The organism is Actinoplanes campanulatus (genome assembly GCF_014647795.1).
GTDB lineage: Bacteria > Actinomycetota > Actinomycetes > Mycobacteriales > Micromonosporaceae > Actinoplanes > Actinoplanes campanulatus.
Map to the genome: position 1 here is coordinate 378756 of NZ_BMPW01000004.1, position 20941 is coordinate 399696.

15 protein-coding genes are annotated in these 20941 nt (G+C 69.1%); 9 read left to right on the top strand and 6 right to left on the bottom strand.

The window, feature by feature from the left end; translation table 11 throughout:
* Positions 1 to 25: 25 nt before the first annotated feature.
* A complete protein-coding gene (locus tag IEZ13_RS10460) occupies positions 26 to 265 on the top strand; it encodes a hypothetical protein (RefSeq protein WP_183220685.1) in 240 nt (79 codons plus the stop codon).
* Positions 266 to 343: 78 nt separating this feature from the next.
* Here IEZ13_RS10460 and IEZ13_RS10465 read toward each other — a convergent pair whose 3' ends face one another.
* Complete coding sequence (locus IEZ13_RS10465) at positions 344 to 2395, bottom strand: family 43 glycosylhydrolase (RefSeq protein ID WP_203833762.1); 2052 nt, start codon at positions 2393 to 2395, stop codon at positions 344 to 346.
* Positions 2396 to 2682: 287 nt separating this feature from the next.
* A complete protein-coding gene (locus tag IEZ13_RS10470; RefSeq protein WP_183220687.1) occupies positions 2683 to 3951 on the bottom strand; it encodes a CE1 family esterase in 1269 nt (422 codons plus the stop codon).
* A gap of 375 nt (positions 3952 to 4326) precedes the next feature.
* Here IEZ13_RS10470 and IEZ13_RS10475 point away from each other — a divergent pair, with 375 nt between their 5' ends.
* The 5 genes from IEZ13_RS10475 to IEZ13_RS10495 all read left to right on the top strand — a co-directional run bounded on the left by IEZ13_RS10475 (position 4327) and on the right by IEZ13_RS10495 (position 12072).
* Positions 4327 to 5934, top strand: coding sequence for a glycoside hydrolase family 27 protein (locus tag IEZ13_RS10475; RefSeq protein ID WP_183220813.1), 1608 nt, complete (start codon positions 4327 to 4329; stop codon positions 5932 to 5934).
* Complete coding sequence (locus IEZ13_RS10480) at positions 5934 to 7739, top strand: family 43 glycosylhydrolase (RefSeq protein ID WP_183220688.1); 1806 nt, start codon at positions 5934 to 5936, stop codon at positions 7737 to 7739. Before IEZ13_RS10475 ends, IEZ13_RS10480 begins: the two co-directional genes overlap by 1 nt.
* 45 nt (positions 7740 to 7784) lie before the next feature.
* Complete coding sequence (locus tag IEZ13_RS10485) at positions 7785 to 9176, top strand: non-reducing end alpha-L-arabinofuranosidase family hydrolase (RefSeq protein ID WP_183220689.1); 1392 nt, start codon at positions 7785 to 7787, stop codon at positions 9174 to 9176.
* A 418-nt stretch (positions 9177 to 9594) separates the two neighbouring features.
* A complete protein-coding gene (locus tag IEZ13_RS10490) occupies positions 9595 to 11067 on the top strand; it encodes an endo-1,4-beta-xylanase (protein WP_183220690.1) in 1473 nt (490 codons plus the stop codon).
* Between the two features lie 111 nt (positions 11068 to 11178).
* Complete coding sequence (locus IEZ13_RS10495; protein WP_229794596.1) at positions 11179 to 12072, top strand: fructosamine kinase family protein; 894 nt, start codon at positions 11179 to 11181, stop codon at positions 12070 to 12072.
* A gap of 34 nt (positions 12073 to 12106) precedes the next feature.
* On the opposite strand, the gene IEZ13_RS10500 is transcribed toward IEZ13_RS10495, so the two are convergent.
* A complete protein-coding gene (locus tag IEZ13_RS10500) occupies positions 12107 to 13822 on the bottom strand; it encodes an IlvD/Edd family dehydratase (RefSeq protein WP_183220691.1) in 1716 nt (571 codons plus the stop codon).
* 43 nt (positions 13823 to 13865) lie between these two features.
* Between IEZ13_RS10500 and IEZ13_RS10505 the strand changes: the two genes are divergently transcribed.
* Entirely contained in the window at positions 13866 to 14720 is an 855-nt protein-coding gene (locus IEZ13_RS10505; protein WP_183220692.1) for an SMP-30/gluconolactonase/LRE family protein, read from the top strand.
* 2 nt (positions 14721 to 14722) lie between these two features.
* Here IEZ13_RS10505 and IEZ13_RS10510 read toward each other — a convergent pair whose 3' ends face one another.
* The 3 genes from IEZ13_RS10510 to IEZ13_RS10520 all read right to left on the bottom strand — a co-directional run bounded on the left by IEZ13_RS10510 (position 14723) and on the right by IEZ13_RS10520 (position 19016).
* Complete coding sequence (locus IEZ13_RS10510) at positions 14723 to 16723, bottom strand: ABC transporter permease (protein ID WP_183220693.1); 2001 nt, start codon at positions 16721 to 16723, stop codon at positions 14723 to 14725.
* Positions 16720 to 18096 (bottom strand): extracellular solute-binding protein, encoded by a 1377-nt coding sequence (locus IEZ13_RS10515; protein ID WP_229794597.1) that lies wholly within the window; start codon positions 18094 to 18096, stop codon positions 16720 to 16722. The genes IEZ13_RS10510 and IEZ13_RS10515 overlap by 4 nt, the downstream gene beginning before the upstream one ends.
* Before the next feature lie 149 nt (positions 18097 to 18245).
* Entirely contained in the window at positions 18246 to 19016 is a 771-nt protein-coding gene (locus IEZ13_RS10520; RefSeq protein ID WP_183220695.1) for an IclR family transcriptional regulator, read from the bottom strand.
* Between the two features lie 110 nt (positions 19017 to 19126).
* Between IEZ13_RS10520 and IEZ13_RS10525 the strand changes: the two genes are divergently transcribed.
* Positions 19127 to 20374: an FAD-dependent oxidoreductase gene (locus IEZ13_RS10525; RefSeq protein ID WP_183220697.1), complete on the top strand. Its 1248-nt coding sequence runs from the start codon at positions 19127 to 19129 to the stop codon at positions 20372 to 20374.
* An 8-nt stretch (positions 20375 to 20382) separates the two neighbouring features.
* On the top strand, positions 20383 to 20871 hold the full coding sequence (locus IEZ13_RS10530) for a MarR family transcriptional regulator (RefSeq protein WP_229794598.1): 489 nt from the start codon (positions 20383 to 20385) through the stop codon (positions 20869 to 20871).
* Positions 20872 to 20941 lie beyond the last annotated feature (70 nt).

Below are 20941 nucleotides of genomic sequence, written 5' to 3' on the forward strand. Positions count from 1 at the left end.
TGCGCCGGCCACGCAGACTGGGGGAGTGGGCACGATTCAGGACCCGAACGCCGACCGCGACTGGTTGAAACGCAGCTACCCCGACACCGGTGGCAACCCGTTCACCGTCGAGGCACAGACGGAGATGATGGGCAGGCTGGCCGAGGGCACCGGGGACAGCCGGATGGCCCGAATCGGCCGGGTCGTCATCCGGGTCACCGTCTGGATCACGCTGGCCTCGATCTTCCTGTCGATTCTCGCGGACGCCCTGAACCGGCGGGGGTGAACGGCAGGGGCGACGAGCACGCCGCGATCTGCCGGATGACCGGTCGCCGGGTTCGGTTCGGCGACCGGTCATCCGGGGTCAGGGTGCGGTCAGGTCGAACCGGGTGACGATGACGGTTCCGCCGAGCGCGCTGGTGGCGTAGTTGAAGATGCCGAAGCGGTAGCCCATGAAGAACTGCCAGGCGTTGTTCAAGGTGAACGCCGGCCCGAGGATGGTGAACGTGGTGCCGTTCGTGCTGTAGGAGAAGGTGGCGGTCCGTCCGGAGCCGGGCCGGATGTCGGCGGTGACCCGCAACCAGATCCGGCCCCCGGTGACGGTCGCGCCGGCCGCCTCGGTGCCGGTGCCGGTGGTGGCCCAGCTCGAGTTCATGGTCAGGCCGTTGGTCATCGACACCCGGGTGACGCCGTTGTCCTTGCGGACGCCGATCCACGCCGAGGAGTCGCGCAGCATGGCCAGGCCGGCGCGGTCGCCGTTGGCCATCGACGAGTAGTTCAGCTCGATGGTGGCGGTGGAGGCCGGTCCCTGGATGCGGTGGGTGATGGTGTTGCGGGCGTTGTACAGGTCGTTGGTCACCGTCGCGGTGGACAACCGCAGTCCGTTGCCGACGCTGAACCGGCTGGTGTCGGGATTGTGGTTCCATTCCCAGCGGTGGCCGAGCGTGGCGGAGGTGAACGTGTCCGGGCCGATCATCGGTTGCACGGTCCTGGAGGTGCTGATGTTCGGCTTCGGGTAGGTGGCGCCCCACCGGCCGTCGACCGTGGTCAGCACCGGCCAGTCGTTGCTCCAGGTGATCGGGGCCAGCGTCGGCACCCGCCCGCCGGGGAAGGCGTCGGTGAACGCCATGTACCACCAGTCACCGTTCTGGGTCTGCACCAGTCCGCCCTGGTGCGGGACGCCGCCGCCGGAGATCGGGCCGGGAAGATCAAGAAGGACCTGACGTTGCTCGTACGGACCCCACGGGCTGGTCGAGCGCAGCACGTACTGACCGTTCGCCGGACGGGTCAGCCAGATGTAGTAGTAGTTGCCGCGCTTGTACATGCGGGCGCCCTCGAGGGTGCCGATGCTCGACGGCGTGGTGTAGACGGTCTGCGCCCGCACCTGGGAGGTCAGGTCGGCCGACAGTTGGGCGACGCTGATCGTGCCGTTGCCGTAGGCCACGTACGGGGTGTCGTTGTCGAACAGCAACCCGGCGTCGTAGTAGCAGCTGTTGATCCGGGCCTTCTTGGTCCAGGCGCCGTCCACCGCCGACGCGGTGTAGACGTAGGTGCGGTTGAACTCGGTGCAGCCCAGCCAGTAATAGGTGCTGTTGCTCGGCCGGTAGTTGAACGCCGACGCCCAGATCCCCTTGACGTACGCCCGGCCGCCGGACAGGTCGTAGGCCGTCGAGTCGAAGTCCAGTCGCGGCACCGAGTGCCCGGCGTACTCCCAGTTCACCAGGTCGTACGAGCGCAGGATCGGCGCGCCCGGCGAGTAGTGCATGGTCGACGCCGACCAGTAGTAGGCGTCGCCGACCCGGATGATGTCGCCGTCAGCGAAGTCCTGCCACACCACGGGGTTGGTGAAGGTTCCGGTGCCCGGTGTGCTCGTGCCGAGTTTGACGAGTTGCCACTGCTGGTTGGCGCCGTTCCAGTCGGTGTACTGGACGATGTTCGCGCCGTCCGCGGTGGACGCGCCCTGCACCTCCACCGCCTTGCCGCTGTTGCGGTTGATCAGCTGGATGTAGCCGTCGATGTCCTGCACGCTGAACTGCTGGTTGGCGGCGTTGTTGTCGGTCCACTGGATGACGGCCGCCCCGTCGGCGGTGGAATTGCCGGTGACGTCGAGAACCTTGCCGGACAGCTTGGACCGCAGGCGGTAGAAGCCGCCGCCGGAGTCGACGAACTGCCACTGCTGCTGGGCCTGGTCGTTGCGGCTCCATTGGGTGATCCGGGCGCCGTCGTTGGTGGCCTGGTTGTAGAGGTCGAGGGCCTTGCCGCTGGTCCGGTTGACCAGCACGTAGGAGGCGCTGGTGTCGATTGTCGCGGCGGACGCCGGGGACGCGGTCACCGCGACGGCTCCGCCGCCGGCGAGCAGGGCCATCGCGGCCAGAGCGGTACGCCATCGGCGGCGCCGTGGGGATGCGGCCTTCATCGTCAACTCCTCAAACAGGGGGAAACACGGGGATGAGCCGGATTGAGAACGCTCACACACGTGCAGGCATGGTGTCAGAGGTTTCGGCGACATTTCAAGGAGTCAATATTTAGGCGCCGTTTTCCATTCTCGGAGCAACATTTCTGTTATGAGTCCGGGGATGAGGGAGTCGAGTCGGTCGCCGGGCGATGGGCGTACGAGATGGGAGCGTTCGGCGCGGAAGGCCGCGGTGCCAGACCGCCATGATCGCGGCAACTTTCGGCCGCGGCCTTCCTTGCCGTCCCCTGTCAACCCGCTGTGCAGGCCGATCCGTTGAGCGCGTACCCGGTCGGCGCTCCGCTGTCGCCGGTGTGGGTGGCCTGGAACCCGAAGCTGACCGACGCGCCGGGCGCCAGAGTGCCGTTGTAGCCGGCGTTGGTGGCGGTGACCCGTCCGGAGGCGGGCGTGTAGGTGGCGTTCCAGCCGTTGGTGATGGTCTGGCCGGTGGGCAGGGCGAAGGCCACGGTCCAGCCATTGACGGTGGAGCCGCCGGTGTTGGTTACGGTGATGTTCGTGGTCAGGCCGTTGTTCCAGGCGTTGACGGTGCTCGTGACACGGCATGCTGCGGGGCCGGGCGTCGGGCTGGACGGCGGGTTGGACGGCGGGTTCGACGGCGGGTTCGACGACGGGGTGGTGCTGCCGAACTGGCTGAAGAACTGCCAGACCTCGCCGGACACCCAGGACGATGCGGCGTTGCGGTCCACCGGCAGGGGCACGTGGTCGCCGTCGAACGCCGCCCACTGCACCGGATATCCGGCCCGGCATCCGGAGTACGCGGTGGTGATGTGGGTTCCGCTGCCCTGGGCCGGCTCGGGCGGGTTCTGCGCCGTGCAGCCGTTGGCGCGTACGAAGCTGTCCCGGAGGGACCGGCCCATGGAGATGTTCAGGACGCTGTCGCGGATGCCGTGAATCCCGAAGTAGGCGACCGGCTGGGAGGTCGAGGAGCAGCCGCTGAGGTTGGCGCCGGCGATCGGGGCGACCGCCCGGAAGACGTCCGGCCGGGCGCAGGCCAGGGCGTAGCTCATGGCGCCGCCGTAGCTGAAGCCCAGCGCGAACCTCTGCGAGGTGTCGACGCACAGGTCGCTCTCGACCGCGCGCAGGATGTCGTCGACCAGGGTGACGTCGCGGCCACCGGTGTTGGCCCAGCCGGCGTCGAGGCCCTGCGGCGCGATGAAGATCGCGCTGTCGCCGGCCCGCTGCTGTAGTCCGTAGAAGCCGTTGGCCACCACGTCGTTGGAGCTGCCGTTGAGCCAGTGCAGGCCGACGACGAGCCGGTACGGCCGGCTGCTGGTGTAGTTGCCCGGCAGCCGCAGCTGGTAGGTGCGGGCCCGGCCGCCGCTCTGGATCGTGTGGGTGCCGTCGCGCAACGTCGGGGTCCTGCCGCATCCCGCGGTGGCTGCCAGGGCCGTGCCCTGCTCAGCCGACGCGGTCCCGCCGGTCAGGATCGCCGTGCCGGCGGCGATCAACAACGCCACGGCAGTGACAGCTGGGCCGAGAAGTGCTCTTCGTTGTGCCATCGGAGGGCCTCCGCGAGGTGAACGTGCATCGAAAGTCTTGAATGCTGCCCGGTGCTCCGGATGTTACGGAGCCGTTACGTAAATTTCAACGGGAAATGGCTGTTCCCGGGCGGCGACCATGTGGAGCCGGCCCGCATAACAGAAATCGCCTTTTCGAATGACGGCAAAAGACCTCTTGAATGTCTCGAAACATCCTGGCAACCTTCCGACCAGCTGTTAGCGCTCTCAGGTCGGAGTGGCGCCTCGCCAACTGCCTCGTGAGCAGCGGTGTGAGCGATAACAGACCCTCGGTTCCCCGCTTGTCGAGGAGGCATCCCCATGCCCAGCAGAAGACGGGACCTGCACCAATGCCCCCAACCAACTCTGGACGAGGCGATGATGAGAAAACTGGCGACCGTACTCACCGCCGTACTGCTGCTGTTGCTGCCCGCACCCGCCGCCCGGGCGCTGGACAACGGCGTGGCCCGCACCCCGCCGATGGGCTGGAACAGCTGGAACACCTTCGGCTGCAACATCAACGAGACGCTGATCCGGCAGATGGCCGACGCGATGGTCAGCAGCGGCATGCGCGACGCGGGCTACCAGTACGTCGTCGTCGACGACTGCTGGATGAACCCGAACCGCGACGCCTCCGGCAACCTGCAGGGCGATCCGACCCGCTTCCCCAGCGGGATGAAGGCGCTGGGCGACTACCTGCACGGCCGCGGCCTCAAGTTCGGCATCTACCAGGCGCCGCTGGACAAGACCTGCGCCCAGTACTTCGGCAGCTACCCCGGCGCCACCGGCAGCCAGGGACACGAGGCGCAGGACGCCCGGCAGTTCGCCGCCTGGGGCGTCGACTACCTCAAGTACGACTGGTGCTCGCCGAGCGGCACGATCAACGACCAGGTCACCACGTTCGCCCGGATGCGCGACGCGCTCGCCGCCACCGGCCGGCCGATCGTCTACAGCATCAACCCGAACAGCATCCACGCCAAGACCGGCCCCCAGCGCAACTGGGGCGACGTCGCCAACATGTGGCGCACCACCGAGGACATCACCAACGCCTGGGACACCGGGCAGACCAACGGCTACCCGATGGGCGTGAAGAACATCGTCGACGTCACCGTGCCGCTCGCCGGTTACGCCCGGCCCGGGCAGTTCAACGACCCGGACATGATGGAGGTCGGCCGCAGCGGCATGACCGACACCGAGCAGCGCAGCCACTTCGCGCTCTGGGCGATCATGGCCTCTCCGCTGATCGCCGGCAACGACCTGCGCTCGATGAGCACGGCCACCCAGACCATCCTGAAAAACCCCCGGCTCATCGCCGTCAACCAGGACACGCTCGGCCTCCAGGCGACCCAGATCTCGTACGACGGCACGCGCCGCGTGCTGGCCAAAACGCTGGCCAACGGGGACGTCGCCGTCGCCTTGTTCAACCAGGGCGCATCCACCGCCACCGTCTCGACCACCGCCGCGGCGATCGGTAGGTCGGGCAGCTCCTTCACCCTGCAGGACGCCTGGAGCGGCGCCACGACGACCAGCACGGGCGCCATCAGCGCCAGCGTCCCCAGCCACGGCACGGTGGTCTACCGGGTCAGCGGCGGAACCAGCACGCCGCCGACCGGCACCACGTTCGTCAGCGCCGCATCGGGACGCTGCCTGGACGTCCCCAACGGCACCACGGCCAACGGCACGCAGCCGGTGATCTGGGACTGCAACGGCGGCACCAACCAGCGCTGGACGGTCACCGGGCAGAGCATTCAGATACTCGGCAAGTGCCTCGACGCCCCGATCGGCGCCACCGCCGGCGCCAAGGTCCAGCTCTGGGACTGCAACGGCGGCGCCAACCAGCAGTGGACGGTCAACACCGACGGCACCGTCCGCGGCACCGCCTCCGGACTCTGCCTGGACGTCGATCGCAACCTGACCGCGAACGGCACGCTCGTCCTGCTGTGGACCTGCAGTGCCGCCGCCAACCAGCGATGGAGTCGTGTCTGATGCTCAGGAGAACTCTCTGGGTCCTCGCCCTGATGTGCGCGGCCGTCGCCGTGCCGTCGCCCGCACAGGCCGACAACCCGATCGTGCAGACCGTCTACACCGCCGACCCCGCGCCATTGGTGCACAACGGCCGCGTCTATCTCTACACCGGCCACGACGAGGACAACTCCACCTACTTCACCATGAAGGAGTGGCGGCTGTACTCGTCCGCCGACATGGTCAACTGGACCGACCACGGCTCACCCATGAGTCTGGCCACTTTCAGCTGGGCGAGCGCCGACGCGTGGGCCGGCCAGGTCGTTCAGCGCAACGGCAAGTTCTACTGGTACGTCCCCGTCAAGAACCGGTCGACCGGCCGGATGGCCATCGGCGTCGGCGTCGCCTCCAGCCCGGCCGGACCGTTCACCGACGCCCTCGGGCGACCGCTGGTCGAGAACGGCGAGATCGACCCGACGGTGTTCGTCGACGACGACGGCCAGGCCTACCTCTACTGGGGAAACCCCAACCTCTGGTACGTACGGCTGAACACCGACATGATCAGCTACTCCGGCGGGGTGAACCAGATCCCGCTGACCACCGCCGGGTTCGGCACCCGCACCGGGAACGCCGGCCGGCCGACGCTGTACGAGGAGGGGCCCTGGGTCTACAAGCGCAACGGCCTCTACTACAACGTCTTCGCCGCCAAGTGCTGCTCGGAGTTCATCGGCTACTCCACCGCGCCCGGCCCCACCGGACCGTGGACCTACCGCGGCACCGTGATGCCCACCCAGGGCAGCAGCTTCACCAACCACGCCGGAGTCGTCGACTTCAACGGCGGCTCGTACTTCTTCTACCACAACGGCGCGCTGCCCGGCGGCGGCGGTTACACCCGCTCGGTAGCCGTGGAACGGTTCAGCTACAACGCGGACGGCAGCATCCCGACGATCACCATGACCACGGCCGGCGCGCCGCAGAACGGAACGCTCGACCCGTACGCCCGGCAGGAGGCCGAGACGATCGCCTGGAGCTCCGGCGTCGAGACGGAACCGGCGAGCGAAGGCGGCATGAACGTCGGCTTCATCGACAACGGCGACTACATCAAGGTCAAGGGCGTCGCCTTCGGATCCGGGGCCACCTCGTTCTCGGCACGGGTCGCCTCCGCGGCCGGCGGCGGCCGTATCGAGTTGCGGCTGGGCAGCCCCACCGGCACTCTCGCCGGGACCTGTACGGTGCCGGGCACCGGAGGCTGGCAGACCTGGACGACCGTCACCTGCCCGGTCAGCGGCGCCACCGGCACCCAGGACCTTTACCTGCGGTTCACCGGCGGCACCGGCTCACTGTTCAACATGAACTGGTGGCAGTTCACCGGCGCCGCCGGCACCACGAATCTGCTCACCAACGGCACCGCCGAGAACGGCACCACCGGCTGGCGGGTGTTCGGCAGCGGCACCCTGTCGTCGGACACCGGCGTCGTGCACGGCGGCGCCCGGTCACTGGCACTCACCGGCCGGACCGGCGCGTGGAACGGCGCCGCCCAGGACGTCACCGCGCAACTGGTCAGTGGCAGGACCTACACGACCAGTGTGTGGGTGCGCAGCCAGGGCGCCGCCGCCACGACGGCGAAGGCGACGCTGGCGATCACCGCGGGCGGCTCGACCAGTTATGTCTCGCTGACCCCGGCGACGGCGGTCGACGCCTCCGGCTGGGTCCGGTTGACCGGCACCGCGACGGTCTCCTGGAGCGGCACGCTGTCCGGCGCCACCTGGTACGTCGAGACCGCCTCGGGCACCGACGGCTACTACCTCGACGACGCGGTGTTCCAGTGAGTGCGGCGAGGACGACCTCAGTCAACCCTTCTTCGGGGAGCAGCAATGACAAGATCTAGATTGTTCAATGCGGTATTGGTGTCGGCCGGTGTCGCACTGCTGGCGTCGACGGCCGCCGCCGTGGCGATGCCCGCGAACGCCGCGGCGGCCGGCTGCTCGGTGACCTACGCCGTGTCGTCGCAGTGGCAGGGCGGGTTCAACGCCGACGTGTCGATCACCAACCTCGGTGATCCGCTGTCGAGTTGGACGCTGACGTGGTCGTACGGCGCCGGCCAGACGGTGACGCAGGCGTGGAACGCGACCGTGACGCAGAGCGGCTCGGCGGTGACGGCGAAGAACGTCGCCTACAACGGCTCGGTCGCGACCGGTGGCACGGTGTCGTTCGGTTTCAACGGGTCGTGGACCGGCAGCAACCCCGTACCCGCAAGCTTCGCCCTCAACGGCGGGACCTGCACCGGAGCGGCCGGTCCCCCGTCACCGTCCAGCTCGCCGTCGTCCTCTCCGTCCGCCTCGCCGTCGACGCCGGGCGGTTCGTGCACGCTCCCGCCGACCTACCGCTGGAGCTCGTCGGGCGTTCTCGCCAGCCCCCGGTCGGGGTGGGTCTCGCTGAAGGACTTCACCACCGTCGTGCACAACGGCAAGCACCTGGTCTACGCGTCGAACGTCGCCGGATCGTCCTACGGCTCGATGAACTTCAGCCTGTTCACCGACTGGCCCGGCATGGCCTCGGCCGGCCAGAACGCGATGAGCCAGGCCGCCGTGGCGCCCACGCTGTTCTACTTCGCCCCGAAGAACATCTGGGTGCTGGCCTACCAGTGGGGTGCCTGGCCGTTCATCTACCGGACCTCCAGCGACCCGACCAACCCCAATGGCTGGTCCGCGCCGCAGCCGCTGTTCACCGGCAGCATCTCCGGGTCCAGCACCGGCCCCATCGACCAGACCCTGATCGCTGACGGGCAGAACATGTACCTGTTCTTCGCCGGCGACAACGGCAAGATCTACCGGGCCGGCATGCCGATCGGGAACTTCCCCGGCAGCTTCGGCTCCTCCTACACCACGATCATGAGCGACACCACCGCCAACCTGTTCGAGGCGGTCCAGGTCTACAAGATCCAAGGTCAGAACCAGTACCTGATGATCGTCGAGGCCATGGGCAGCCGGGGTCGCTACTTCCGCTCCTTCACCTCCAGCAGCCTGAGCGGCAACTGGACGCCGCAGGCCGCCGGCGAGAGCAACCCGTTCGCCGGTGCGGCCAACAGCGGCGCCACCTGGACCAACGACATCAGCCACGGTGACCTGGTACGCGCCAACCCGGATCAGACCATGACCGTCGACCCCTGCAACCTGCAACTGCTCTACCAGGGCAAGGACCCCAGTGCCGGCGGTGCCTACGACCAGCTGCCGTGGCGGCCGGGCCTGCTGACCCTGCAACGGTAGGCACGTACGGACCTTCATCGGTGGGGTACCGGCCCGGCACACTCGATTCGCCGTCGAGTGCGCCGGGCCGGTGTGCATATGGAAATCCTGGAAGCCGGAAACGGTGCGGCGAGAAAAAGTCGCCAGAAGTGTTATGTGGCGAGGCTCGCTGAGGTCGGTGCTGACAACGCGCCGAAACTTCCGGAACTCGCCACGATTGGAGGCGCTATTCGCTGAGTATGTCCTCCAAGTTTGGCTGAAAGAGCAGGTGAGAGTGCATCTATGCTCTCTGATACTTCCGACACCCTCCCGGAAGGTATTGTTTCGGAGGCGTTACCGTGTCAGCATGACTTCGCATTGAAGTCCGTCGCTAACAACCCGGCTGGTGCGTTCCCGGATCCCCCTTCGCTCATATTCGGCGGTGGCCGCGATATGTGCGATGTCCGACGCATCGCCGAGAAAGGAAGCTCCTGTGGCAACCAGATCCCGCTCGTTGCGGGTTCGCACGCTGATTGCCGGCTCGGTCGCCGCCCTCGGGGCGCTCGGTGCCGTGATGGTCATGCCGAACGCCGACGCCGCGGCGAGCACGCTGGGCGCCGCGGCCGCGCAGTCCGGCCGATACTTCGGTACGGCCATAGCCGCCGGCCGGCTCGGCAACTCCACCTACAGCACCATCGCCGCACGCGAGTTCAACATGATCACCGCCGAGAACGAGATGAAGCCGGACGCCACGCAACCCCAGCGCGGCCAGTTCAACTTCAGCTCCGGCGACCAGATCTACAACTGGGCGACCCAGCGCGGCCTGCAGGTTCGCGGCCACACCCTCGCCTGGCACGCACAGCAGCCCGGCTGGATGCAGAGCCTCAGCGGCAGCAGCCTGCGCCAGGCGATGATCGATCACATCAACGGCGTGATGGCCCACTACAAGGGCAAGCTCGCCGCCTGGGACGTCGTCAACGAGGCCTTCAACGAGGACGGCAGCCGCCGCTCGTCCAACCTGCAGGGCACCGGCAACGACTGGATCGAGGTCGCGTTCCGGACCGCGCGCGCCGCCGACCCGTCGGTCAAGCTCTGCTACAACGACTACAACATCGAGAACTGGTCCTACGGCAAGACGCAGGGCGTCTACCGCATGATCCAGGACTTCAAGTCGCGGGGTGTGCCGATCGACTGCGTGGGTCTGCAGACCCACTTCACCGGTGGCAGCTCGCTGCCCGGCAACTTCCAGACCACGCTGTCGAGCTTCGCGGCGCTCGGTGTCGACGTGGCCCTGACCGAGGTCGACGTCACCAACTCCTCGACCTCCCAGTACGCCGGGCTGACCCAGGCCTGCCTCAACGTGCCCCGCTGCATCGGCATCACCGTCTGGGGCGTCCGCGACAGCGACTCATGGCGCTCCAGCGAGAACCCGCTGCTGTTCGACGGCAACGGCAACAAGAAGGCCGCGTACACCTCGGTGCTCAACGCCCTCAACGGCGCCACCCCGAACCCGTCGTCGCCGGCCCCGAGCGGGAGCAGCGGATCACCGTCACCGGGCGGTGCACAGCGGATCGTCGGAGCCCAGTCCGGCCGGTGCATCGACGTGCCGAGCGCGTCGCAGACCAACGGCACGCGGGTCCAGCTCTACGACTGCAACGGCCAGACCAACCAGCAGTGGACGCTGACCTCCAGCAAACAGCTGACCGTGTACGGCTCCCGGTGCCTGGACGCCGCGGGCTCCGGCAACGGCTCGGCCGTGCAGATCTACAGCTGCAACGGTCAGGCCAACCAGCAGTGGAACGTCAACTCCAACGGCACCATCACCGGCGTCCAGTCCGGCCGCTGCCTGGACGTGTGGGGCACCGGCAACGGCCAGCAGGTGCAGATCTACGACTGCAACGGCCAGGCCAACCAGCGGTTCAGCCTGAGCTGACTCGATCGCGGCGAAGCGGTGGTGGCATCATCCGCCCCACCGCTTCACCGGCCGCGGGTGCTGTCGCCTCGGATCGGGAAGATTCTGTGTACGCGTGACCGGAGGAGCCTGGTGTCGATCCCCTCGACAGTTGTTCTGGAGCAGCGGTTGTCCCGGGCGGGGATCCGCGACGTCGTCACCGTCGAGCCGGTGAGCGGTGGACTCGCCGCGCTCGCCGGCATCGCCGTTCGCGACAATGCGCCGTCGGTCTTCGTCAAAGCCTTCGCCGAGGCACGGGACGGCGACGGTGACGCCTTCGTCGCGGAGGCCGAAGCACTGGCGGCCCTGCGGGAGCTCGGAAAGCTGGCGACACCCGAGGTGATCGTGGCCAACCGAGAGGTGCTCGTGTTGTCGCTTCTCCAGCCGAGACCACACGATGAAACCTTCTGGGAGCAGTTCGCGTACGCGCTCGCCCACCTGCACACGAGCACCGTCCATCCCCGCTTCGGATGGCACCGCCACAACTGGCTGGGCCGCCGCCGGCAGGTCAACACGTGGTCCGACGACGGATTCGCCTTCTTCGCTGAGCACCGGCTGCTCCGCTGGCTCACCGAGCCGCGCGTCGAGGCCGCGCTCGAACCCGCCGACCGGGCAGCGCTGGAACGGTTGTGTGATCGGCTGCCGGAGCTGTTGCCGGACCGGCCGGCCTGCCTGACCCACGGCGACCTGTGGGCCCAGAACGTGCTGGCCACGGCCGACGGGCGCGCGGCGCTGATCGACCCGGCGGTGTCGTACATGTGGGCCGAGGTGGACCTGGCCCATCTCTGGACCACCGCGCCGCCGCCGGAGTCGCGCCGCTTCTTCGATGTCTACGCCGAGGCGACCGGTCTCGACGACGGCTGGCCGGCCCGCATGCCGATCATCCAGCTGCGACAACATCTGGCGGTCCTGGCCCAGTTCGACGACGACTGGGGCGCCGCCGAGACGATCCGTGCCACGCTGACTCCGTTCCGGGCCGGGACCTGACCGCCCGCGACCCGCGATGGCATCCAGGTGGAATTCAGTGGGATTCGCGGGAGACGCGGTCGCCGCTGGAGCCGCGCAGGAAGTCACAGTCGGCGCCGGTGTCGGCCTGGCCGACGGTGTCGACGTAGAGGCGCTCCCAGCCGCGCGACGGCGCGGCGTAGGCCTTCGCCGCCTCCGGTGACGGCTCGCGGGCGGCCCACTGTTCGGCGGGGACGTCGGCGTCGAGGCGCCGGTTCGCGACGTCGAGGACGATCATGTCGCCGGTGCGGACCTTGGCGAGCGGCCCGCCGGCCGCGGCTTCCGGGGCGACGTGCAGGACCACGGTGCCGTACGCCGTACCCGACATCCGCCCGTCGCAGACGCGCACCATGTCGCGTACCCCCTGCTCGAGAAGTTTCGCCGGCAACGGCATGTTGGACACCTCCGGCATGCCCGGGTAGCCCTTGGGCCCGCAGCCGCGCAGCACCAGCACCGAGTCGGCGGTGACGTCCAGATCCGGGTCGTCGAGGCGGGCGTGCAGGTCCTCGACGGAGTCGAAGACCACGGCCGGCCCCCGGTGGCGCAGCAGGTGCGCAGACGCGGCGGCCGGTTTGACGACCGCACCGTCCGGCGCCAGGTTGCCGTAGAGGACCGCGATCCCGGCGTGCGGCCGCAGCGGCTCGGCCCGCGGCCGGATCACCTCCCGGTCGTAGACGCGGGCGTCGCCGAGGTGGTCGGCCAGCGGCCGGCCGGTGACCGTGATCGCGGCCGGATCCAGCAGGTCACGGACCTCGGCGAGGACGGCGTGCAGGCCGCCGGCACGGTAGAGGTCGTCCATCAGGTAACGGCCGGCCGGCAGCAGGTCGACCAGCAGCGGCACGTCGGCGCCCGTACGATCGAAATCGTCTTGGGAAAGGTCGACGCCGAGCCGGCCGGCGATGGCGAGCAGGTGCACGACGGCGTTGGTGGAGCCACCCAGGGCGGCGAGGGCGACGATCGCGTTGAGGAACGAGCCGCGGGTCATCACCTGGCTGGGGCGGCGGTCCGCGTCGACGAGTTCGACGGCGAGCACACCGGTCGCGTGGGCGGCCTCCAGCAGGCGGCTGTCGGGGGCCGGGGTGCCGGCCACCCCGGGCAGGGTCATGCCCAGCACCTCGGCGAGCAGTCCCATGGTGGAGGCGGTGCCCATCGTGTTGCAGTGGCCCCGGCTGCGGATCATCGACGACTCGGAGCGCTGGAACTCGGCCGCGCCGAGCGTGCCCGCGCGCACCTCCTCGGACAGTTTCCACACGTCGGTGCCGCAGCCGAGCGGCACGCCGCGGAAGGTGCCGGTCAGCATCGGGCCGCCGGGCATCACCACGGCCGGCAGGTCGACGGAGGCGGCGCCCATCAGCAGCGCGGGGATGGTCTTGTCGCAGCCGCCGAGCAGGACGACGCCGTCGATCGGGTTGGCGCGCAGCATCTCCTCGATCGCCATCGCGGCCATGTTGCGCCACAGCATCGCGGTCGGGCGGACCTGGGTCTCGCCGATCGACACGACGGGCAGGTTCAGCGGGATGCCGCCGGCCCGGTGGATGCCGTCGGCGACGCTGCGGGCGACCTCGTCGAGGTGGGCGTTGCACGGGGTCAGGTCGGAGGCGGTGTTGGCGATGGCGATGTGCGGGCGCCCGTCGAAGGCGTCGGCCGGCAGACCGCGCCGCATCCAGGCACGGTGGATGTAGCTGTTCCGGTCGTCACCGGCGTACCACTGCGCACTGCGTCGCTGATGCATCGCCCACCTCCGCCGTCACTACAATTCCATGAATATGAATGGGATGACCAGACGGCACAGCGCCCGCCCGGCTACCGACGCCGGATGGTTCCTCGGGGAGGGGCCGGTCTGGGACGCCGCCCGGCAGCGTCTGCTGTGGGTCGACATCATGGCGGGCGACGTGCACGAGGGCCGGCTCGGCGACCGTGTCGAACCGGTCCGTACCTGGTCCTTCGAGCAGAGCGTGGGCGCCGTCGCGGTCGCGGAGAACGGTGACCTGCTGGTGGCCGAGCGGGAGACGCTGACCCGGGTGGATGCCGACGGCGGGCGTACGCATCTGGCACGGGTGCTGCCGCCGGGATCGCCGGGCCGGCTGAACGACGGCGCGGTCGACCCGTCCGGCCGGTTCCTGGTCGGCAGTCTCGGCGGTGATCGGGAGGTGCTGGTCCGTTTCGAGGGCGGCGGCTGTACCACCATCGACGACGACCTGACCCTCTCCAACGGGCTGGCCTGGAGCCCGTCCGGTGACCGGTTCTACAGCGTGGACACGCTCACCCGCACCGTTTACGTGCGCGACTACCCGGTGGGGGAGCGGTCGGTGCTGTTCACCGTCGACGACGGGTACCCGGACGGATTGTGTGTGGACGCCGCCGGCAATCTGTGGCTGGCCGTCTGGGGCGGGGGCCGCGTCGAGTGCCGGTCGCCGGCCGGTGACCTGCTCGCGGTGGTCGAGGTGGACGCCCCGCACACCTCCAGCGTCGCGTTCGCCGGCCCAGAACTGGACGTCCTGGTGATCACCACGGCCACCCAGCACCTCACTCCTGCCGACCTGGCGGCCCATCCGTCGTCCGGCCGGCTTTTCACCGCCCGCGTCGGTGTCACGGGAGTGCTCACGCCGTACTGGAATCCGGGCCTTTGATCTCATCCTTTGACCGCGCCCGCGGTGAGCCCTTCGGTGAGGAAGCGCTGCCCGAACGCATACATGACCACGACGGGAATGCTGACCAGCAGTGACGCGGCGGCGAGTTGTCCCTGCGGCACGACGTCGCCGGCGATCATCGACTGCATCCCGACGGGCAGCGTCTTGTACTCGTCCTTGGTGATGAACACGAAGGCGAAGAGGAACTCGTTCCAGGCGTTGGTCAGGGTGAACAGCGCGACCGCCAGCAGGCCCGGTTTGGCCAGCGGCAGCACCACCCGGCGGAACGCCTGAATCCGGGTGCCGCCGTCGACCAGGGCCGCCTCCTCCAGGTCGACCGGAATCGATGCGAAGTAGCCGGTCAGCAACCAGGTGGCGAACGGCAGCGTGAACGTCGGGTAGGTCAGCACCAGCGACCACAGCGAGTCGGTGAGCCGGGTCTCGATGAGCAGTTGATAGAGCGGGATGAACAGCAGCGCGCCGGGCATCACGTAGGTGAGCAGCACCGTGACGGTGAAGCCCTGCGCCCCGCGGAACCGCAGCCGGGCCAGGGCGTAACCGGCCAGGGCGGCGCAGAGCAGGGCGACGGTGGTGGACGCCGCCGACACCATCAGGGTGTTGAGGTACCAGCGGCCGAACTGCTGGTTGGTGAACAGCGTGCCGAACTGCTCCAGGGTCCACGGTGTCGGCCACAGGTCGTTGTCGCGCATGACGACCTGGGTCTCCGACTTGAACGCGGTGACCGCGATCCAGTACATCGGGCCGAGCACGAAGGCGAGCAGGCCGGCCAGCGCGATCCCGGAGGCGATCCGGGACACCACCGTGGACGCCCGGCGCCCGCCCCGGTCGGCCAGCGCCGCGATCATCCGGCCGATCCCGGCCACGATCAGCAGGATGATCCCGAGGACCACCGCCGCCCTCCAGAAGATCTCCGGCGACGCCCAGAACAGCAGGCCGGTGACCACGGCGGTGACGGCCCAGCCGAACGCCGTGCGGGTCGGCCCGGTCCACCGTGGCGGCCGGTTGCCGTAGTCCTGGCGCAGTAGGCGGACCAGGACGAACACCAGGCCGGCGATGATCGGCAGCATGACCAGGGTGGCGGCCGCGCCCGCGCCGTACTGCAGTTGCAGGATCGCCTTGGAGTAGGCGACCAGGACGTACGGGGCGGTGACGTCACCGGGGCCGCCCTGGGTCAGCAGCCAGATGAGGTCGAAGTTGTTGAACGTCCAGATCGACGACAGGGTCACCGTCACGGTGATCACGTGGCGCAGTCCGGGCAGCGTGACGTGCCGGAACCGCTGCCAGGGCGTCGCGCCGTCGATGGTGGCGGCCTCGTAGTGCTCGGCGGGGATCGCCTTCAGCCCGGCGAGGAAGCAGACGGTGAAGAACGGCACCCCCTTCCACACGTTGACCAGGATCACCGACGGCATGGCCAGCGACGGGTCGGACAGCCAGCCGGCCGGCCAGCTGTCGACCAGGTGCAGGCTCGCCAGCAGCGGGCCGATGCCGGAGCTGGTGAGCAGGGTGTTGACGCTGCCGAAGATCGGGTCGAGCAGGGACCGCCAGCTGAACGCGGTGACCACGGTCGGGACCACCCACGGCACCAGCAGCAGGCCGGTCAGCAGGGCGCGCCCGCGGCGCAGGCGGTGCAGGAGCAGGGCCGCGGCCAGGCCCAGCACGACCTTGAACACCTCGGCGTACGCCGTGAAGACGAACGAGTTCACCACGCCGGTGCGGAACTGCCGGTCACCGGCGAGCGCACGGTAGTTGTCCAGGCCGACGAACACGCTGTCGGCCCCGTGCCGTTCGGTCGTGCTGGTGACGAACGACTGGACGATCGGCACGAGCACGAGCACGCCGACGAGCACGGCGGTGGGCGTCAGGAACAGTGCCGCGAGCCGCCAGTCGCGGCCCAGCCGGCGCTGGGCCGCGGTGAGGGAGCCCGGCCCCGGTGGCGATGTCGCCTTCACCACCGGGGCCGGCGCCGTGCGCAGCGACCTCACTGCGGCAGCCCCTGTTGGGAGAAGATCTGCACCATCTTGGCGTGGGCGTCCTTGACCGCCTGCGCGGGCGCCGCGCCCTGTACGACCTGCTGCATCATGTCGGTGAGGACGTAGGCCGCGACGACGGCCTGCTGTCCGGCGCTGGCTTTCTGCGGGAAGGACAGGCCGTTCTTGGTCTTCAGCGGCAGTGGCTGCTGGGACATGGTGCGCAGCATGGGGAACGCCGGGTCGCCGCTGTCGAAGAACGGGTCGGCGTCCCAGACCTTCTCCCAGGCGGGCAGCGCCAGGCCGGGTGCCTCCTTGGCCACCCCGACCAGGGCGGGCGCGGTGATCAGGTACTGCGCCAGGAGCCGGGCGAGGGTGCCGTTCTTGGCGCCCTTGAACACCACGAAGCCCTGGGACTGGCCGAGCAGCAGCGATTTGTCGGTGGCCGGGCCGGTGCAGTCGGAGAAGACGTGCGTGTTGTCGTACACCGGATTCTTCTTGGTCTTGGAGTCGGCGTAGACGCTGAAGCTGTTTCGGGTGTAGCCCAGGACGCCGGCCAGCCAGTTCTCGTTGTTGCTGGTGTCGGTCCAGCTGTCCACGCCGGGTGGCAGCATCGGTTTGTACTTGGGGTTGGTGTAGATGTCGCCGAGGAAGGTGACCGCCTGCACCGTCTCCGGGGAGTCGAAGGTGACCTTCCGGCCGTCGTTGGAGGCGATCGCCCCGCCGTAGGAGTTGATCAGCGCCTCGATCATGCCGTTGCCGTCGCCGGAGCGGTTGACGGTCATGCCCCAGCCGAAGCGCCGTTTGCCCGGGTCGGAGATCGACAGGCAGACGTCGCGCAGCTCCTCCCAGGTGTAGACGTCCTTCGGGGTGATGCCCTTCTCCTGCATCCAGTCCTTGCGCAGGAACGATCCGATGCCGATGAAGTGGTACGGGATCGCGTACCACCTGCCGTCGAAGACGCAGAAGTTCTTGGCCTCGGCGCAGGGTTCGCCGTACTGGGCGGTCAGGGCCGTGACGACGTCCGTCACGTCCTCCAGGTCGCCCAGCGTGTGGAACTGCGCGATGAACCGCGAGTCGGTCATGAACGCCAGGTCGCGGGCCACGCCGCCCTTGACCTCGGCGTCGATCTTGGCGACCACGTCGCCCGCGTCGGCTTGGACCAGGCTGTTCTCGATCTTGGTCCCGGTGGCCTCGGCGAACTTCCTGATCGAGGCGTCGAGCGCCTCGTTGGCCGCCGTCGAGTACAGCTTCTGCGACAGCATGCCCATCGTGGAGCCCTTCAGCGCCGCGGCGGCGTCGAGCAGCTCCTTCGGCACCTCCGCCTGGGCCTTGGGCGGCGACTCGGAGCCGCCGCCGCACGCGGCCAGGCCGGCCGCGCCGAGCATCCCTACACCTATACCCAGAAAGCCGCGTCTCTCCATCGCCGCTCACCCCTTTGTTCGAAATTTCGAACGCGGTTCGATATGTCGTATCGAGTGGACGTGACGGTAGGACGTAACCAAGAGAGGTGTCAATGTTTCCGGGTGGTCGCCGATTACCGCGATGCGGTGCGATGCCCCATGCAGGCGGAGAGCGCCGACGCGCCCTCGCGCACCAGATCGGTCCACTTCTCCGGCGCGTCCGGGGTCCAGCGGATGGCCGGCGCCGACACGCTCATCGCGGCGATGATCGCGCCGGAATGGTCCCGGACCGCCGCGGCCACACAGCGCATGGCGGTGTCGGACTCGCCGAGGTCGGCCGCCACCCCCTCGCCGCGGACCTGCTCGAGATGTGCCCGCAGCAGGTTCGGATCGGTGATGCTGGCCGGTGTCATGCCCGCCAGGGGTCCCTTCGCCAGGACGGCGTCCAGCCCCGCCCGGTCGAGGCCCGCCAGCAGGATCTTGCCGACCGCCGTGCAGTGGGCGGGCAGCCGGCGCCCCACCGCGGAGACCATCCGGACCGGGTGCGTGCTGTCCACTTTGACGAGATAGACGACGTCGGCACCGTCCAGCACGGCCACATGGACGGCCTCGTCGCAGGCGGCTGCCACGTCCCGCGCGATGCTCCGCGCCTCGCGGACCAGATCGAGCCGCCCGGCGAACGCCGAACCGAGCTGGAACAACGGCATGCCGAGCCGGTACCGCACCGGCTGGCCCGGGACGGCGATCAGATACGCCCGCTCCACCAGCGTGACCAGCAGCTCATGGACGGTGGTCCGGGGCAGGCCGAGCCGCTCGGTCACCTCGCGGGCCGACAGCTCCGCCCGGTCCAGGAACAGCTCGAGGATGTCGAGCGCGCGGATGACCGCCGGTACCACACGGGCCACGTCGAAAATCCTTTCGATCTCCACAACAGGTTAACCGTGGTGACGTGTCCCGCTGGTCCCGGCGGCTGCCCGGCCTTGCCGCATTTATCTTAGTCGTTAAGATAAATCGCATGGGTATATCGACCGACTTCTCGGTGGCGATCGCCGGCGCCGGCCTCTCCGGCCTCTGCCTCGCCCAATACCTGATGCGCGCCGGCGTGGACGTGCACGTCTACGAGCGGGATCCGAGCCCCTTCGTCCGGCAGCAGGGCTACCGCATCATTCTCGACCGGCACGGGCTGCAGGCGCTGCGCGAAAGCCTGCCCCGCCCGCTGTACCGTCTGGCGCTGACCACCGGCGACGAACCGGGTGGACAACTGCGCTTCACCGACAGCCGGCTGCGAGACGCCTTCACCATCACCTTCAAGGACGAGCCGCACGCGACCCGCCAGGTCGACCGGGCCACCCTGCGGTCGATCCTGATGCTCGGGCTGGACGGGCGCATCCACTACGGCAAACCCGCCGTCGCCGTCGAACGCGGCGGCCCGTCCGGGCTACGGCTGCGGTTCACCGACGGCGGGTCCGTCGCGGCGAGCGTCGTCGTCGGCGCGGACGGCGTCGGCTCGGCACTGCGCGCGCAGCTCATGCCCGACGCGGACCCGGCGAACACCCCGATGGCGGGCATCTACAGCCGCTCGCCGTTGCGGCGCAACGGCGAAAGCGTCATCCCGGGCGCGCTGCGCACCAGTGGCGTCCTGGCCATCGCCGACCAGCCGAGCCGCGCCTTCTTCTTCACCTCCATGCGGTTCGGCGAGAGCCCGCGGGAGGCGTTCGCGCGCCTGGCCCCGGGCGGCTACGCGCCCACCGGCGACGACTACGTCATGTGGGGGCTGCTGCTGCGGCAGCAGGAGGTCCCCATCGGCGCCCGCGGGGACCTGCTGGCACTACGGGATCTGGCCGTCCGGATGAGCGCGGACTTCCACCCGCTCATCCGGCGGCTGGTCGATACGGCCGAGCTGGACACCACGGTGCTCAACCCCTTCGCCGCCGGCCGGCGACCCCACCGGTGGGCGGTGCCCGGGGCGACGATGATGGGCGACGCCGTCCACGTGATGCCGCCGTTCGGCGCCCACGGCGGCAACACCGCGCTGCGCGACGCCGCCCTGCTCGGCCACCGGATCGTCGAGGCTCTCGCGAGCGGCACACCGGTGCAGGAGGCGATCGCCCGCTACCAGGACGAGATGGTGTCCTACGCCTTCCGTGCCGTCGACACCGCCGCCGGATTGATGCGCCGTCTCACCGGAGCCGCGGCCGCCCCGCACTGGATCCTGACCCGGGTGCTACCTCGGCTGCACCGGGTCACCGTGCCGGAGGCATGATTGCGGCTATGTCCCACGAGCCGGACCGTGCGTCCGCGATCGCCGACCTCATGCGCGCCGGGCGGGAGAACTCGCGGCTGTCCATGGTGTTCCGGTACGCCATCGCGGAACGGCTGGGCCTCACCGTGAGCGACCTGGAGTGCCTGGACTTCCTGGCCGACGTCGGCCCGGCGACCGCGGGGCAGGTCGCCGAAAGGACCAACCTCACCACCGGCGCGGTGACCAGTGTGCTGCGCCGGCTCCAGCAGGCCGGCTGGGTCACGACCGAGCGCGATCCGGCGGACCGGCGGCGGGTGATCGTCACCCTGCGGCCCGAGCGGGCCGCCGAGCTGGAGCGGCCGTACGAGCGGTTCGCCGGGCGGGCGAAGCAGCTCATCGAAGGCTACCGAGTCGAGGAGGTCATGCTGCTGGTCCGGCACTTCGAGCGCCTGCAGGCGATGTACCTCGCCGAGTTGGACCACCTCCGCGGCGACAACGCCACGCAACGCTCAGCCTGACGCATTGCCGGGCTTCGATGTATTGTGGGAGCGCTCCCGGAATGCGTCCGCCACTCTGCTCAAGGAGCTG

What these genes read in the sequence shown, in the direction of transcription:
- IEZ13_RS10465 (WP_203833762.1), bottom strand. Translation starts at nt 2,395, where the DNA reads ATGAAGGCCGCATCCCCACGGCGCCGCCGATGGCGTACCGCTCTGGCC.
- IEZ13_RS10470 (WP_183220687.1), bottom strand. Translation starts at nt 3,951, where the DNA reads ATGGCACAACGAAGAGCACTTCTCGGCCCAGCTGTCACTGCCGTGGCG.
- IEZ13_RS10475 (WP_183220813.1), top strand. Translation starts at nt 4,327, where the DNA reads ATGATGAGAAAACTGGCGACCGTACTCACCGCCGTACTGCTGCTGTTG.
- IEZ13_RS10480 (WP_183220688.1), top strand. Translation starts at nt 5,934, where the DNA reads ATGCTCAGGAGAACTCTCTGGGTCCTCGCCCTGATGTGCGCGGCCGTC.
- IEZ13_RS10485 (WP_183220689.1), top strand. Translation starts at nt 7,785, where the DNA reads ATGACAAGATCTAGATTGTTCAATGCGGTATTGGTGTCGGCCGGTGTC.
- IEZ13_RS10490 (WP_183220690.1), top strand. Translation starts at nt 9,595, where the DNA reads ATGTCCGACGCATCGCCGAGAAAGGAAGCTCCTGTGGCAACCAGATCC.
- IEZ13_RS10500 (WP_183220691.1), bottom strand. Translation starts at nt 13,822, where the DNA reads ATGCATCAGCGACGCAGTGCGCAGTGGTACGCCGGTGACGACCGGAAC.
- IEZ13_RS10505 (WP_183220692.1), top strand. Translation starts at nt 13,866, where the DNA reads ATGACCAGACGGCACAGCGCCCGCCCGGCTACCGACGCCGGATGGTTC.
- IEZ13_RS10515 (WP_229794597.1), bottom strand. Translation starts at nt 18,096, where the DNA reads ATGCTCGGCGCGGCCGGCCTGGCCGCGTGCGGCGGCGGCTCCGAGTCG.
- IEZ13_RS10525 (WP_183220697.1), top strand. Translation starts at nt 19,127, where the DNA reads ATGGGTATATCGACCGACTTCTCGGTGGCGATCGCCGGCGCCGGCCTC.
- IEZ13_RS10530 (WP_229794598.1), top strand. Translation starts at nt 20,383, where the DNA reads ATGTCCCACGAGCCGGACCGTGCGTCCGCGATCGCCGACCTCATGCGC.